Origin of the sequence: Streptomyces pyxinicus (assembly GCF_024753135.1) — a bacterium.
Taxonomy (GTDB): domain Bacteria; phylum Actinomycetota; class Actinomycetes; order Streptomycetales; family Streptomycetaceae; genus Streptomyces; species Streptomyces pyxinicus.
In genome coordinates this window covers 60,050-75,327 of record NZ_JANUGP010000033.1, presented here as the reverse complement: position 1 = coordinate 75,327, position 15,278 = coordinate 60,050, and the positions used below count along the sequence as shown (strand labels likewise).

General features: G+C 74.7%; 6 protein-coding genes. 5 read left to right on the top strand and 1 reads right to left on the bottom strand.

Annotated features, from left to right (window positions below; all coding sequences use genetic code 11):
- From NX794_RS30845 to NX794_RS30825, 5 genes are all read left to right on the top strand, one after another.
- The coding region (locus NX794_RS30845) for a condensation domain-containing protein (protein WP_258782793.1) at window positions 1-2,028 on the top strand (2,028 nt) is incomplete at its 5' end.
- Window positions 2,029-2,048: 20 nt separating this feature from the next.
- On the top strand, window positions 2,049-9,236 hold the full coding sequence (locus NX794_RS30840; RefSeq protein ID WP_428985994.1) for an amino acid adenylation domain-containing protein: 7,188 nt from the start codon (window positions 2,049-2,051) through the stop codon (window positions 9,234-9,236).
- Window positions 9,237-9,274: 38 nt separating this feature from the next.
- Window positions 9,275-10,489 carry an isochorismate synthase gene (locus NX794_RS30835; protein WP_428985993.1) on the top strand — a complete coding sequence of 405 codons (1,215 nt, stop codon included), beginning with the start codon at window positions 9,275-9,277 and terminating at the stop codon, window positions 10,487-10,489.
- A 281-nt stretch (window positions 10,490-10,770) separates the two neighbouring features.
- Window positions 10,771-12,345 carry a tryptophan 7-halogenase gene (locus NX794_RS30830; RefSeq protein WP_258782790.1) on the top strand — a complete coding sequence of 525 codons (1,575 nt, stop codon included), beginning with the start codon at window positions 10,771-10,773 and terminating at the stop codon, window positions 12,343-12,345.
- A 34-nt stretch (window positions 12,346-12,379) separates the two neighbouring features.
- On the top strand, window positions 12,380-13,654 hold the full coding sequence (locus NX794_RS30825) for a cation:proton antiporter (protein WP_258782788.1): 1,275 nt from the start codon (window positions 12,380-12,382) through the stop codon (window positions 13,652-13,654).
- A gap of 69 nt (window positions 13,655-13,723) precedes the next feature.
- Here the strand turns inward: NX794_RS30825 and NX794_RS30820 are convergent, their stop codons facing one another.
- Complete coding sequence (locus NX794_RS30820; RefSeq protein ID WP_258782787.1) at window positions 13,724-15,232, bottom strand: amidohydrolase; 1,509 nt, start codon at window positions 15,230-15,232, stop codon at window positions 13,724-13,726.
- Between the last annotated feature and the right edge of the window lie 46 nt (window positions 15,233-15,278).

Here is a 15,278-nt window from a genome sequence, read left to right as displayed (position 1 = left end):
GCCGACACCCCCGGTGTCGGCCAAGCCGTAGCGCATGTCCGCGAGGACCGGCCCGGTGTGCAGCAGCTCGTCGGGTACGTGGTGCCGGCACCCGGTGCGGCCGTCGTACCGGAAGAGCTGCGGACTCATGCGGCGGAGCGGCTGCCCAGGTACATGGTCCCGGCGCTCTTCGTGACGCTGGACGCCCTGCCGCTGACCGCCAACGGCAAGCTCGACCGCCGTGCCCTGCCCGCACCGGCGGGGGCGGCGCCGTCAGTCGCCCCCGGCGAGGGGACGGCGCGGGTGCTCGCCCGGCTGATGGCCGAGGTGCTCGGGCTGCCCGCCGTCGGTGTCGAGGACAACTTCTTCGAGCTGGGCGGCGACAGCATCGTCTCCATCCGGCTGGTGAGCCTCGCCCGGAAGGAGGGGCTCACGGTGACGGCCCGGCAGGTGTTCCAGGAGCCGACTCCGGCCGGACTCGCCGCGGTCGTGGCGCCCGAGGACACCGGGGCGGCCGAGCGGCCGGCGGACGTGGGCACCGGGCCGCTGGTGCTGCCGCCGGTGGCGCACTGGCTGGCGGCGCGGGGCGGCCCGTACGAGCGGTTCTGCCAGGCCCGCCTGGTGCGGCTGCCCGCCGGGGTGCGCGGGGCCGATCTGATCACGGCGCTTCAGGCGGTCCTGGACCGGCACGACGGGCTGCGGCTGGCGCTGACGGTGGCGCGGCCGGGGCTGTGGAGTGCCGAGGTGCGGCCGGTGGGTGCGTTGGAGGCCGGCTCGGTGCTGCGCACGGTGCACGCCGTCGGTGCCGAGGGGACGGCGCTGCGCGAGCTGGTGGCGCGGGAGTCGGACCGGGCGGCGGGGGAGCTGGACCCGGCTGCCGGGCGGACGGTGCGGGCGGTGTTCCTCGACGCCGGTCCGGGCGCTTCGGGCAGGCTGCTGCTGGTGGCCCACCATCTGGTGGTCGACGAGGTGTCGTGGCAGATCCTGCTGCCCGACCTGCGGTCGGCGTGGGAGGCCGCCGCGGCGGGCCGGGCGCCCGCTCTGGAACCCGTGCCGACGTCGCTGCGGACGTGGACGGCCGGGCTGCTCGCCGAGGCGCACAGTGCCCGGCGGCTCGCCGAGCTGGACCGCTGGCTGGCTCAGGCGCCGGACGGGCGGCTCCTCACCGACCGGGCGCTGGACCCGGCGCGGGACACCGTGGCGACGGCGCGCCGGCTGGAGGTACGGCTGTCGGCCGAGCGCACCGGGCCGCTGCTGGAGCGGGTTCCGGCGGCGGTGCACGGCACGGTCAACGACATCCTGCTGGCCGCGTTCGCGCTGGCCGTCGGGGGCTGGGCGGCTCGTGCGGGGCGGATGGCCGAGGCGGCCGGGTTCGCGGTGGACCTGGAGGGGCACGGCCGGGAACAGGATCTCGTGCCGGATGCCGATCTGACCCGTACGGTCGGCTGGCTGACCTCCGTGTACCCGCTGCGGCTGGGCGCGCGCACCTACGACCCGGCGGCCGTGCTCGCGGGGACCGAGGACGCGGGCGCGGCCCTGAAGGAGGTCAAGGAGCTGCTGCGTGACGTGCCGGACGGCGGGGTGGGCGCGGGCCTGCTGCGCCGACTGAACGCCGGCACCGCCGGGCTGTTCGAGCCGGGCGGTGCGGGCGGGACGGTCGGGGCGGAGGTCCTGTGGAACTACCTGGGCCGGCAGACGGCCCGGACCGCCTCCGACTCCTCCGAGTGGGGTCCGGCCGAGGAAGCCGACGCCCTGTCCGTGGCCCCGGACCCGGCCCTGCCGCTGTCGCACGCGCTGGAGGTCGTCGCGGAGGTGGCGGCCGGACCGGACGGGCCGCAGCTCGTGGCGTCGTTCGTCTGGGCGGGCGAGGCCCTGTCCCAGGACACCGTCAGCGCGCTGGCGGACGGCTGGCTGGACGCGCTGGACGCGTTCACCGCCTGGGCGGACGGCGGGACGACCGCCGGGCACACGCCTTCCGACCTCGACCTGCTCGAACTCGACCAGGACCAGATCACCATGCTCGAAGAAATGTGGAGGGGCCAGCAGTGAAGCAGGCTCGGATCGAGGACATGCTGCCGCTGTCCCCCCTGCAGCAGGGCATGCTGTTCCATTCCGTCTACGACGCCGACCGGGGCGCCGCCGACGTGTACACCGTGCAGGTCACGGTGGCGCTGGCGGGGCCGGTCGACGCGGCCCGGCTGGAGCGGGCGGCCCACGCGTTGCTACGGCGGCACCCGAACCTGCGGGCCGGGTTCTGGCACGAAGGGGTGCCGCAGCCGGTGCAGTTCGTGCCCGCCGAGGTGCGCGTCGGCGTGGAGCGCGCCGACCTGCCCGCCTCCGGAGACGTCGGGCGGGCGCTCGCCGAGCTGGAACGGGCCGAGCTGGCCCGGCGGTTCGAACTGCACCGGCCGCCGCTGCTGCGGCTGGTGCTGGCCCGGGTCGCGGACGGCGACCACCGGCTGATCGTCACCGTGCACCACATCCTGGTGGACGGCTGGTCGATGCCGCTGCTGGTGGGAGATCTGCTGGCGCTGTACGGCAGTGACGGCGACGCGTCCGCGCTGCCCGCGGTGCGCCCGTACCGGGACTATCTGAAGTGGCTGAAGCGGCAGGACGTGCCGGCGGCCGAGGCGGCCTGGCGCGCGGCGCTGGCGACACTGGCGGAGCCGACGCTGGTGGCGGCGGCCGATCCGGCGCGGCCGGCGGTGCGGCCGGGTGTGCACGCCCTGGAGCTGTCCGCGGCGGCGACGGCCCGGCTGACGGCCGCCGCGCGCCGGCTCGGCACGACGCCGAGCACGCTGATCCAGTGTGCGTGGGGTCTGGTCGTCGCTCAGTTGACGGGTCGTCAGGACGTCGTATTCGGCCTGACGGTGTCGGGGCGCCCGGACGAGATACCGGGGGTCGAGTCGATGCTCGGCCTGTTCATCACGACGGTGCCGGTACGGCTGGCGCTGCGTCCCGAGGAGAGCGTGGCGGGGCTGTTGCGGCGGTTCCGGGACGAGCAGAACGCGCTGCTGGCCCACCACCATCTGGGGCTGGGCCCGATCCAGAAGCAGGCGGGCGGCCGGGAGCTGTTCGACACGCTCGTGGTGATCGAGAACTATCCGGTGGACCCCGAGGCCACCCGGCCGGTCGGCGACGGGCTCCGGGTGACGGGGGTCGAGGCACGTGACGCCACGCACTACCCGCTCACCCTCGCGGTGGCACTGGAGGAGCGCGCGCTGCTGCGCCTGGAGTACCGCCCGGACCTGTTCGACGCCCAGCACGCCGAACTGCTCGCCGACCGGCTGGCGTTGGTGCTGGAGCGGCTGACCACTTCTCCCGAACGCGTCGTAGGTGCGCTGGAGTTGCTGCCCGAGGCGGAGACGCGGCGGGTGCGGGAAAGTTGGCGGGGTGCGGTGCGGGACGTGCCCGGCGGCACGGTCGCGGACCGGTTCGCCGAGCAGGCGGCCCGCACACCGGACGCCGTCGCGGTGGTCGCCGGCGAGGTGACGCTGACCTTCGCGGAGTTGGAGTGGCGGGCGGCGCGGCTGGCCTCGCTGCTCGTCGCGCGCGGGGTGGGCCCCGAGTCGGTGGTGGCGCTGGCGGTGCCCCGGTCGGCCGAGTCGGTGGTGGCGATCCTCGCGGTGCTGCGGGCGGGCGGTGCCTATCTGCCGCTGGACCTGGACCATCCGGCGGACCGGCTGGGCTACATGCTGGACGACGCCGCTCCGGTGTGCGTGCTGACCACCTCCGAGGCGGCCGGTCTGCTCCCGGAGCAGGGCGGCCCTGAGCGGCTGCTGCTGGACACGCCGGAGACCGCGATCGGGTCGGCCACGGCCGCGCCGGTGCCCGCGTCGCCTGACGTGGTCGCGGAGCACCCGGCGTACGTGATCTACACCTCGGGGTCGACCGGGCGGCCCAAGGGTGTGGTGCTCACCCACGGCGGTCTGGCCAACCTGTACGCGAACCACCTCGGCGAGGTCTTCGGGCCGGTGGTCGCCGCCGCCGGCGGGCGCGTCCTGCGCGCGCTGCACACGGCGTCGTTCAGCTTCGACACCTCCTGGGAGCAGCTGTTCTGGCTGATCGCCGGGCACGAGCTGCACGTGCTGGACGAAGTGGGCCGCCGGGACGCGGAGTTCGTCGTCGGCTACGTCCGCGAGCGGCGGATCGACGCGATGGACGTCACGCCCACCTACGCCCGCCAGCTGCTCGACTGGGGCCTGCTGGACGCCGCCCACCACCGGCCCGCGCTGCTGCTGCTCGGCGGCGAGGCGGTGCCGCCCGCCCTGTGGTCGCAGGTGCGAGGCGCCGACGGTGTCATGTCGGTGAACCTGTACGGGCCGACCGAGTACACGGTGGACGCGCTCGCCGCCGACCTCTCCGTGAGCGGCACGCCGGTCGTCGGGCGGCCCATCGGCAACACCGGCGCCTATGTGCTGGACGGCGCGCTGCGCCCGGTGCCGGCCGGGACGACGGGCGAGCTGTACCTCGCCGGTCACGGTGTGGCGCGCGGCTACCTGGGCCGGTACGGGCTGACCGCCGAGCGGTTCGTCGCCGACCCGTACGGGCCGCCCGGTACCCGGATGTACCGCACCGGTGACCTCGTACGGCTCGGTGCGGACGGCGAGTTGGAGTATCTGGGCCGGGCCGACGACCAGGTGAAGATCCGGGGCTACCGGATCGAGCCGGGCGAGGTGGAGTCGGCGCTCACCGCGCTGGCGGGTGTCACGGCGGCGGCGGTCGTGGTGCGCGAGGACACTCCGGGCGTCAGGCGGCTGGTCGGCTATGTGACGGGGGACGCCGATCCGGGCGCGGTCCGCGAGGAGTTGGCGGCGGTGCTGCCCGACTACATGGTGCCGGCGGCCGTCGTGGTGGTGGACGCGCTGCCGATGACGGTCAACGGGAAGCTGGACCGGGCCGCGCTGCCCGCTCCGGTGCTGACCGGCGCTGCCGTTTCCCGGGCGCCTCGCGACGCCCGGGAGGAGACGCTGTGCCGGATCTTCACGGAGGTGCTGGGGCTGGCCTCGGCGGGGGTGGACGACGACTTCTTCGCCCTGGGCGGCGACAGCATCGTCTCCATCCAGCTGGTGACGCGGGCCCGCAAGGAGGGCCTGGTCCTTGCCCCGCGCGACGTGTTCGAGCAGCGCACCCCGGCGGGTCTGGCCGCCGCCGCCCGCGCGCTGGACGCCGACGCGGCCCCGGCCGTGTCCCGGGAGCCGCTGGTGACGCTGGACGAGGCCGGGCGCACGGCGCTCGCCGGGGTGTTCGGCGAGGTGGCCGAGGTGCTGCCGCTGGCGCCGCTCCAGGAGGGTCTGTACTTCCACGCGGTGTACGACGACCGGGCGCTGGACGTCTACCTGATGCAGAACTTCGTGGAGCTGCGGCACGCCGTCGACACGGCCGCGCTGCGGGCGGCGTTCGACGCGATGCTGCGCCGGCACCCGAACCTGCGCTCGGGCTTCTGGCACGAGGGCCTGCCGCACCCGGTGCAGGCCGTTCCGGCCGAGTGGGAACTCCCCTGGCGGGTCGAGGACTTGACCGGCCTGGACGAGGAGGCGCAGCGGGCCGCGCAGCGCGGTTTCTCCCTCGCCGACGCGGCGACCCGGTTCGACCTGTCGGCGCCGCCGTTGATGCGCGTGACGCTGCTGAAGTTCGCCACGGACCGCTGGATGCTCTGTGTGACACAGCATCACATCCTCACCGACGGCTGGTCGGAGTCGCTGTTCTTCGAGGAGCTGTTCGCGCTGTACGGGCGGGGTGGCGACCCGGACTCGCTGCCCCCGGTGACGCCGTACCGGGAGTACCTGCGATGGCTGGCCGGCACCGACTCGGCGGCGGCCCTCGCGGCGTGGCGGGCGCATCTGTCGGGGCTGGACCAGGCGACGCTGGTGGCACCGGCGGACCCGGCACGGCAGCCGGTCACCGCCGAGGTGGTGGACATCGCGCTCGGCGAGGAACTCAGCGACGGGCTGCGGCGGTTCGCCCGGGGCTGCGGGGTGACGCTGAACACCGTGCTGTCGGCCGCCTGGGCGCTGTCCCTGGCCGCGCTGACCGGCCGGGACGACGTGGTGTTCGGTGCCACGGTCTCGGGCCGCCCGGCCGACGTGCCCGGCGTCGACCATATGATCGGCATGTTCATGAACACCCTGCCGTTCCGGGTGTCGCTCCGCCCGGACGAGTCGCTGCGGGACCTGCTGGTGCGCGTGCAGCGTGAGCACGCCGAGCTGCTGCCGCACCACTACCTGGGGCTCGGCCGCATCCAGCGGGCCACCGGCCTCGGCACCCTCTTCGACACGCTGTACGTGTTCCGGAACACCCCGCTGGACGACGCCGCCCGCGAGGAGGCCGTCGCCCGGTACGGCATCGGCTGGACGCACAGTGTGGACGGCACCCACTACCCGCTGACGCTGGCGGTCACCCCCGGCGCCTCACTGGAGCTGAGCCTCGCCTACCGGCCCGACCTGTACGACGCGGCCACCGCCGGAGAGCTGGCGGCGCGGCTGCGGCGGCTGGTCGGGCAGTTCGCGGCGGGCGGCGCCACCCCGGTGGGCCGGTTGCAGGCGCTGGCACCCGAGGAGCGGGCGGCGCTGCTGGAGCTGGGCGACGACACGGGGCACGCGGTGCCGGACGAGTCACTGATCGAGCTGTTCGCCCGGCAGGCGGCGGCCACCCCGGAGGCGACGGCGCTGGTCTTCGAGGACGAGCGGCTGAGCTACGCCGAGCTGGACGAGCGGTCCTCCCGGCTGGCGCGGGCGCTGATCGCCCGGGGTGCCGGTCCCGAGCGCACGGTCGCGCTGGGCCTGCCGCGCTCGGCGGACTTCGTCGTCGCCCTGTTCGCGGTGCTGAAGACGGGTGCCGCCTATCTGCCGCTCGACTTGGACCACCCGGTGGACCGGCTGGCGGCGATGGTCGAGGACGCCGTACCGCTGTGCCTGGTGACCTCGGCGGCGGTCGCCGGCCGGGTGCCGGCGGTGCCGGGCGTGCCGCCGCTGGTGCTGGACGCGCCGGAGACCGTGGCGGACCTCGCGGGCCGTGCGGGCGCCCCGGTCGCCGAGTCCGAGCTGACCGCGCCCCGGGACGGCCGCCACCCGGCCTACCTGATCTACACCTCCGGTTCGACCGGCCGGCCCAAGGGCGTCGTGGTGCCGTACGCGGGTCTGGTGAACATGCTCGGCAACCACCGGGAGCGGATCTTCGAGCCGGCCGTGAAGCTGGCGGGCGGGCGCCGGCTGCGGGTCGCGCACACGGTGTCGTTCGCCTTCGACATGTCGTGGGAGGAGTTCTTCTGGCTGGTGGACGGGCACGAGGTGCACGTCATCGGCGAGGAACTGCGCCTGGACCCGGCCGCGTTGACCGCGCACTACGACCGGGTCGGGATCGACGTCGTCAACGTCACCCCGTCGTACGGGCAGCAGCTGATCGACGCCGGGCTGCTGGCCGCGGACCGGCACCGGCCGACGCTGGTGCTGCTCGGCGGCGAGGCGGTGCCGGACTCGCTGTGGACGCTGCTGCGGGACACCGAGGGCACGATGGGCTACAACCTGTACGGCCCGACCGAGTACACCATCAACGCGCTCGGCGCGGACGCCGACGCGAGCGCCTCCTCCTGTGTCGGCCGGCCCATCCACAACACCCGCGCCTACGTGCTCGACGGTGCGCTGCGGCCGGTGCCGCGCGGGGTGCCGGGCGAGCTGTACCTGGCGGGAGCGGGGCTGGCGCGCGGCTACTTCCGGCGGCCGGAGCTGACGGCGGAGCGGTTCGTCGCCGACCCGTTCGGGGTGCCCGGCACCCGGATGTACCGCACCGGTGACCTGGTGCGCCTGCGGGCGGACGGGCAGCTCGACTACCTGGGCCGTACCGACCACCAGGTGAAGATCCGCGGTTTCCGGGTCGAGTTGGGCGAGATCGAGTCGGCGCTGACGGACGACCCGGGTGTGGCCGCCGCCGCGGTCACCGTGCACACCGGTCCGGGCGGGGTGAAGCGGCTGGTGGCGTACACCGTCACCGCCTCCGGCACCCCGGACACGCCGGACACCCCCGGCGGCCGGGGGACGGACGCGCCGCGGGCCCGACTGGCGGCGCTGCTGCCCGAGTTCATGGTGCCGTCCGTGTTCGTGCCGCTGGACGCGCTGCCGCTGACGGTCAACGGCAAGGTGGACCGGAGCGCCCTGCCCGCGCCCGCCCTCGGGGACACCGGCACGGGCCGCCCGCCCAAGGACGCCCGTGAGGAGCTGCTGTGCGGGCTCTTCGCCGAGGTGCTGGGGCTCGAACGGGTCGGCGTGGAGGATAACTTCTTCGACCTGGGCGGTCATTCGCTGCTGGCGATGCGCCTGGTGGGCCGGATCCGGGCCGAGCTGGGGGTGCCGGTGCAGGTGGGCACCGTGATGTCGGCGCCGACGGTGGCCGGGGTGGCCGCCCGGATCGGCACCGACGCCCGCCGCGACGCGCTGCGCGTGCTGCTGCCGCTGCGCGAACGGGGGCGCAGAGCACCGCTGTTCTGCTTCCACCCGGCCTCCGGGTTCAGCTGGCAGTACACCGGCCTGCTGCGCCACCTCGACCCGGACCGCCCGGTGTACGGCGTGCAGTCCCCCGGTCTTTCGGGCGAGCTGCCCGAGGTCGCGGACGTGGCCGGGCTGTGCGAGCGGTACCTGACGGCGATCCGTGCCGTGCAGCCCGAGGGGCCGTACCACTTCGCCGGCTACTCCTTCGGCGGCACCGTGGCGCACACGCTGGCCGCGCTGCTCCAGGAGCGGGGCGAGGAGGTGGCGTTCCTCGCGCTGCTGGACGCCTACCCGCCCGAGCGGGAGGACTGGTCCTACCTGGACTCGCCCGACTGGCGGGAGCGGCTGGAGCGGGAGGAGAGCGGCTTCCTGCTCTCGGTGGCCGGCCTCGACGGCGACACCGGCCGCGGGGTGAGCCGCGCGGAGGCGGTGGCCGCGATCCGGGACAGCCAGGGGCTGCTCGCCGGGTTCGACGAGGAGCTGCTGCACGCCGTCGTGGACACCAACGTGCACTGCGTACGGCTGCTCTCGCGCAGCCGCACCCGGCACTTCCGGGGTGCCGTGCAGTTCTTCACCGCCGCGCGCTCCACCCCCGCCGAGGACGCGCCGGGCCTGGTGTGGCCCGCCCATGTCGGCGGCCCCCTCACCGAGCACGTCCTGGACTGCGGCCACGACGAGCTGATGTCGGCGCGCGTCCTGGACGAGATCGGCCCCCTGCTGGACGCGGCCCTGCGGGCCGTCCCGGACGGCGACCGGCACCGGAGCGCCCGATGAACACTCCCCACCACCCGACCGAGCCCAAGGAGCCAGCCGTGCCGACGGTCCCTCAGACAGACGCGCTCTCGCACGCGTCCGCCCCCTCCCCCACCCCCTACCCCGTCGGTGCGGCGACGGTGCTGCTCGACGCGTTCCGCCCGGGTGACCGCTTCCTCGCCACGCCCACCCGCACCCTGCTCGCCCACGGTGTCCTGGAGGAGGTGCCGCACGGCCCCGGGCCCGTGTACGAGCGGGTCGCGGAGACCCTGCGCGGGGTGCGCGCCCGGCACGGGGCGGCGCCGCTGGTGATCGGCGCCATCCCCTTCGACCAGTCGGCGCCCGCCGCCCTGGTCGTACCGGAGGCGACCCGCGGCGGCCCGGCGCTCGCCACCGACCCGCTCGTGGTGCTGCCCGCCGCCGGACCCCCCGCCGCCGCCACCTGGACGGCGCGTCCGGAACCGGAGCCGGAGGTGTACGGCAAGAGCGTCGCCGCGGCCGTGGACCGCATGTGGAAGGGCGAGTTCAGCAAGGTGGTGCTGGCCCGCACCCTGGAGCTGACCGGGTCCGGCGACCTGGACCTGCCCGGCATGCTCCAGCGGCTCGCGCGCACCGACCCCTCCGGCTACACCTTCGCGCTGCCGACCGCGCCCGCCAGGACCCTGCTCGGGGCGAGCCCGGAGCTGCTGGTGTCCCGGCGCGGGGACCGGCTGGTGTCGAACCCGCTGGCCGGTTCGGTGCCGCGCAGCCCCGATCTCGCCGAGGACGTCCGGCGGGCCGCCGGGCTGCTGGAGTCGGCCAAGGACCTGCACGAGCACGCGGTCGTCGTGGACGCGGTGCACCAGGCGCTCGCGCCGTACTGCGCCACCATCGACGTGCCGGCGCGGCCGTCGCTGATCCGCACGGCCGCCATGTGGCACCTGTCCACGACCGTCACCGGGACGCTCGCCCGTCCGGAGACCTCGGCCCTGGAGATCGCCTGCGCGCTGCACCCGACCCCCGCGGTCTGCGGTACGCCGACCGGTCTGGCGCGGCGGGTGATCCGCGAGTCCGAGCCGTTCGACCGCGGCTTCTACACCGGCATGGTCGGCTGGGGCGACACCGAGGGCAACGGCGAGTGGGTGATCACCCTGCGCTGCGCCGAGGCCGAGGAGCGCACGCTGCGGCTCTACGCGGGCGCCGGGGTGGTCTCCGCGTCCGATCCGGAGTCCGAGACCGCCGAGACGGCGGCCAAGTTCCGCACCTTCCTCAACGCCGTCGGGGCCGAGGGCTGACCTGGCCTCGGCCCTCCCAACGCCGCACGCGACGGCGGAGGTTGACGGCGATTGACCCGACGCCACCAGGCAACTAAGGTAACCCTTACTTGCATGGCCGGGCAGGTCGTCGCCGGGCCCCGGGCCCCGCTTCCGACGCTGCCTTCCGCGCGGCACATGTCCCGCCGCACCGCCGTACCCGCCCCGCCCGAGTGACCGGGCGCCGGCCACGGCCGACGCGACCCGCACGACACACACCCCTCGTTCCCACCGGCTCCGGCCGCACTCCCAGGGAGACTCACATGTCCACGTCCGAGCACGCCTCCGGCACGACCGCGGCAGGTCCCGCCGACTCCTACGACGTCGTGGTGGTCGGTGGCGGCCCCGGCGGGTCGACGACCGCCGCGCTGGTCGCGATGGCCGGTCACCGCGTGCTGCTGCTGGAGAAGGAGTCCTTCCCCCGCCACCAGATCGGCGAGTCCCTGCTGCCCGCCACGATCCACGGCGTCTGCCGCTTCCTCGGCGTGACCGAGGAACTGGAGAAGGCGAACTTCATGCCCAAGCGGGGCGGCACCTTCCGCTGGGGCTCCAACCCCGAGCCGTGGAACTTCCTGTTCGCCTACTCCCCCCTGATGTCCGGCCCCACCTCCACCGCCTACCAGGTGGAGCGCATGAAGTTCGACAAGATCCTCCTCGACAACGCCCGCCGCCTCGGTGTCGACGTCCGCGAACAGTGCACCGCCGTGGCCACGCTCAGCGAGGGCGAGCGGGTCACCGGCCTGCGCTGGACGGATCAGGACGGCCGCACCCACGAGACCAGCGCCCGCTATGTCGTGGACGCCTCGGGCAGCAACAGCAAACTGGCCCGCACGGTGGGCAAGCGGAACTACTCGGACTTCTTCCGCAACGTCGCCCTCTACGGCTACTACGAGGGCGGCAAGCGGCTGCCCGGACCGGATGCCGGGAACATCCTGTGCTGCGCCTGGGACGACGGCTGGTTCTGGTACATCCCCCTCACCGACACCCTCACCAGCGTCGGCGCCGTCGTCAACCGCTCCCAGGTCTCCACCCTCTCCCGCGACCCCGAGGCCGCCATGGCCCAGTTCATCGAACGCGCCCCGATGATCAAGGACTACCTCAAGGACGCCACCCGCGTCACCGACGGCCCCTACGGCGAACTCCGCGTCCGCAAGGACTACTCCTACGCCATGGAACGCTTCTGGCAGCCCGGCATGGTCCTGGTCGGCGACGCCGCCTGCTTCGTCGACCCCGTCTTCTCCACCGGCGTCCACCTCGCCACGTACGGCGGCCTCCTCGCCGCCCGCTCCATCAACAGCGCCCTCGCGGGCGACCTGGAGGAGGAGCGGGCGTTCGGGGAGTTCGAGCGCCGCTACCGCCGCGAGTACGGCGTCTTCTACGAATTCCTCCTCGCCTTCTACGACATGCAGCACAACGAGGACTCCTACTTCTGGCAGGCCCGCAAGGTCTCCCGCGCCGAAGCCACCGACCTGCGCGCTTTCGTGGAACTGGTCGGCGGCGTCTCCTCCGGCGAAGCGGCCCTCATGGACCTCGACACCCTCAAGGAACGCTTCACCACCTCCTCCCAGGACCTCGCCGACGCCGTCACCCGCACCGGACCCGCCCGGAGCGAGAGCGGGGAGCGAATGGGCGAGCTGTTCGGCACCCAGGTCGTCACCGACGTCATGCAGGGCATGAACGAGATCCAGGCCCGCGCCTCCATGGGCGGCGCCACCACCCTGGAGAAGCCGCTGTTCGAGAACGGTCTCGTGACCTCGGCCGACGGCCTCGGCTGGGCGGTGCCCGCGACGGCCGACACCGGGGAGGCCGTGCTCGCCGAGGAGGGCACGGCCGTATGAGACCGACCGTGGCAGCCCTCACGGGGCGGGTGGGATGAGTACCGAGCAGATCACCTCCAGCGTGCTGGTCGCCGCCGGCACGGTCGTCGCCCTCGCGGCCCTGCTCTCGGCGCTGGCCCGCCGGATCGGACAGCCCCCGGTGATCGGCCAGGTGCTGGCCGGCATCGCCCTCGGGCCCAGCGTGCTGGGCCGGTTCCCCGGCGACCCCAGCTCCGCGCTGGTCCCCGACGAGGCGCTGCCCTTCCTCGGCGTGCTCGGTCAGGTGGCGCTGGTGCTGTTCATGTTCTCCGTGGGCTGTGAACTGGACACCTCGCTGCTGCGCCACCAGGGCCGGGCGGTCACCACGGTGTCCGTGGCCGCGCTCGCCGTCCCCATGGCGGCGGGCGTGGCGCTCGGCCGGCTCGTGCTCGGCACCGACCTGGCGCCGAAGGGCATCCCCGACGGCTGGGCCTTCCCGCTGTATCTGGCGGTCGCGCTGTCCATCACGGCGATGCCGGTCCTCGCGAGCATCATCCGCGACCGCGGTCTCGCCGGGACGGTGCCGGGCACGGTGGCCACGGCCGCCGCGGCGCTGACCGACGTCGTCGGCTGGCTGCTGCTGGCCGGTGTGGTCGCGCTCGCCGGTTCGGGGGGACGCTCGCCGGCCGTGGTGCTCGGCCTGCTGGCCTGCTATCTGCTGGCGATGCTCGCGGTCACCCGGCCGGTGCTGCGGCGCACCTCAGCGATCCGGGGCACGCTGCGGGACGGGCCGCTGGTCGCGGTGGCACTGCTGTCCGGGTGGGCGACCAACGCCCTCGGCCTGCACGCGGTGTTCGGGGCGTTCCTGGCGGGGCTGCTGATGCCGCGCCGTAGGGACGGCTCCCCCGACCCGGAGCTGGTGTCGTGGGCGGACCGGGCGGGCAGCCTGCTGCTGCCGGTCTTCTTCATCACCACCGGCTGGTCCGTCGACATCGGCGGACTGGGCGCCACGGACCTGCTGTTGCTGCTCGCGCTGCTCGTGGTGGCGGTCGCCGCCAAGCTCGGGGGCTGCACGCTCGCCGCGCGTCTGGGCGGCGGGAGCTGGCGGCAGAGCGCCGTCATCGGTGCGCTGATGAACACCCGGGGCCTGACCGAACTCATCGCGCTCAACGTCGGCAAGCAGGCGGGTCTGCTCGACGGCCGCTGGTACGCGCTGCTGGTCATCGTGGCGGTCGTCACCACCGCCATGACGGGTCCGCTGCTGTCCTGGCTCCGGCGGGACGGCGACGACACGGCCGGGCGGCCGGCCCCCGTGGTCGCCGCCGCGTCGGGAGCCGGTTCCGGGTCCTGACGACCGGGCACGACACACGGGTCCCCAGCCCCGACCGGGCTGGGGACCTCGGCGTGCGCGGTCTCCGGCTCACCTCGCTGGGGTGTCGTACGGCCCGTGCGTCCAGCGTCCTGCGGTCATGGTGGCGTGCACGGGCATCGCGCGCAGGGTGGCGGCGTCCGCTGTCAGCGGGTCCACGTCCACCACGACCAGGTCGGCCGCGTCGCCGACCCGGACGAGCCGGCGGCCACGGGCCGAGGCGGCGAGCGCGTCCGGTACGGACAGCCGCTGCTCGGGGTGCCAGGCGGGGCGGTCGTCGTGGGTGCGGCTGACGGCCGAGGCGATGGCGAGCCAGGGGTCGAGCGGGGAGACCGGGGCGTCCGAGCCGAACTCCAGGCGGGCGCCGGCGGCGAGCAGGTCGGCGTAGGCGAAGGCCCGGCCGGTGCGTCCGGCCCAGTGCCGGTCGGCCACGTCCCGGTCGTCGGTGGCGTGCCGGGGCTGCACCCCGGCCGTCACGCCCAGTTCCGCGAAGCGCGGCAGGTCCTCGGGGCTGAGCAGTTGGGCGTGTTCGATCCGGCCGCGGCAGCGCACCGTCGCGAAGGCGTCCAGGGCCACGGTGTTGGCGCGGTCCCCGATGGCGTGCACCGCGGGCTCGATGCCGTGCGCGGCGGCCCGCCGCATCAGCCGCACCAGTTCGCCGGGCGCCGTCTCCCCTATGCCGTGCGCGTCCGCGGTGCCCTCCAGGCCCGGGTAGGGGTCGTGGCACAGCGCGGTGCGGGTGTTGAGGGAGCCGTCGGTGAACAGCTTCAGCGGGCCGACCCGGACCAGGCCGCCGTGCGGGCCGATGCCGGTACCGGTGCGCAGGCCCTGGGCGAGGGCGGCGTCGAGGCCGTTCGGGTAGACGGCGGCGGCCACCCGCAGGGCGGGCGGGGCGGTTGCCGTACGGCGCCGCCAGTCGTCCACCGCGCCGCCGATCTCGAAGTCGATGATGCCGGTCACCCCGCGCGCGGCGGCGGCCCGGCAGGCCTCGGCGACCCGGGCGTCGACCACGTGGGCCGGTGCCTTCGGCAGGGCGGCCAGGGTCTCGTGGGCCTCGTGTTCGCGCAGCAGTCCGGTGGGGTGGTCGCCCCGGCCGGCGAGCGCGAGGGCGGCGGAGTTGAGCCAGGCGGCGTGCAGGTCGGCGCTGAGCAGGGCGGTCGGGCGGTCGGGGTGGACCGCGTCGAGGAGGCTCTTGTGCGGGGTGTCGGGCCACAGTCCGTCGCGGAAGCCGTATCCGAACAGGATGGTGCCGCCGGGTGCCCCGGCCGCCTGTTCCCGTACGAGGTCGGCGACGGCGCGTGCCGAGGCGGTGCCCGCGAGGTCCAGGTGGTGCCGGGCGTTGGCCCACTCCGCCATGTGCACATGGGCGTCCCACAGGCCCGGCAGCAGCACCCGCCCGTCCAGGTCGAGGACCCGCTCACCGGTGTGGGGTGCCGCCCGGCCGCCGGACTCCGCGTCGGTGACGACGTGGGTGATGACGCCGTCGGCCACGCGTACCGCGCTGAGCGGTCCGCCGGCGCCGAGCCGCACCCGGTCGAGTGTCAGCGCGAAGTCCGTCATGAAACCTCCCCTGGGGACGCCGGGCGGGTCACGCCCCGAACACCCC

Bases quoted from the DNA above. Each gene is read 5' to 3' on its own strand.
- NX794_RS30830 (WP_258782790.1), top strand. From the start codon at position 10,771: ATGTCCACGTCCGAGCACGCCTCCGGCACGACCGCGGCAGGTCCCGCC.
- NX794_RS30825 (WP_258782788.1), top strand. From the start codon at position 12,380: ATGAGTACCGAGCAGATCACCTCCAGCGTGCTGGTCGCCGCCGGCACG.
- NX794_RS30820 (WP_258782787.1), bottom strand. From the start codon at position 15,232: ATGACGGACTTCGCGCTGACACTCGACCGGGTGCGGCTCGGCGCCGGC.
- NX794_RS30840 (WP_428985994.1), top strand. From the start codon at position 2,049: ATGCTGCCGCTGTCCCCCCTGCAGCAGGGCATGCTGTTCCATTCCGTC.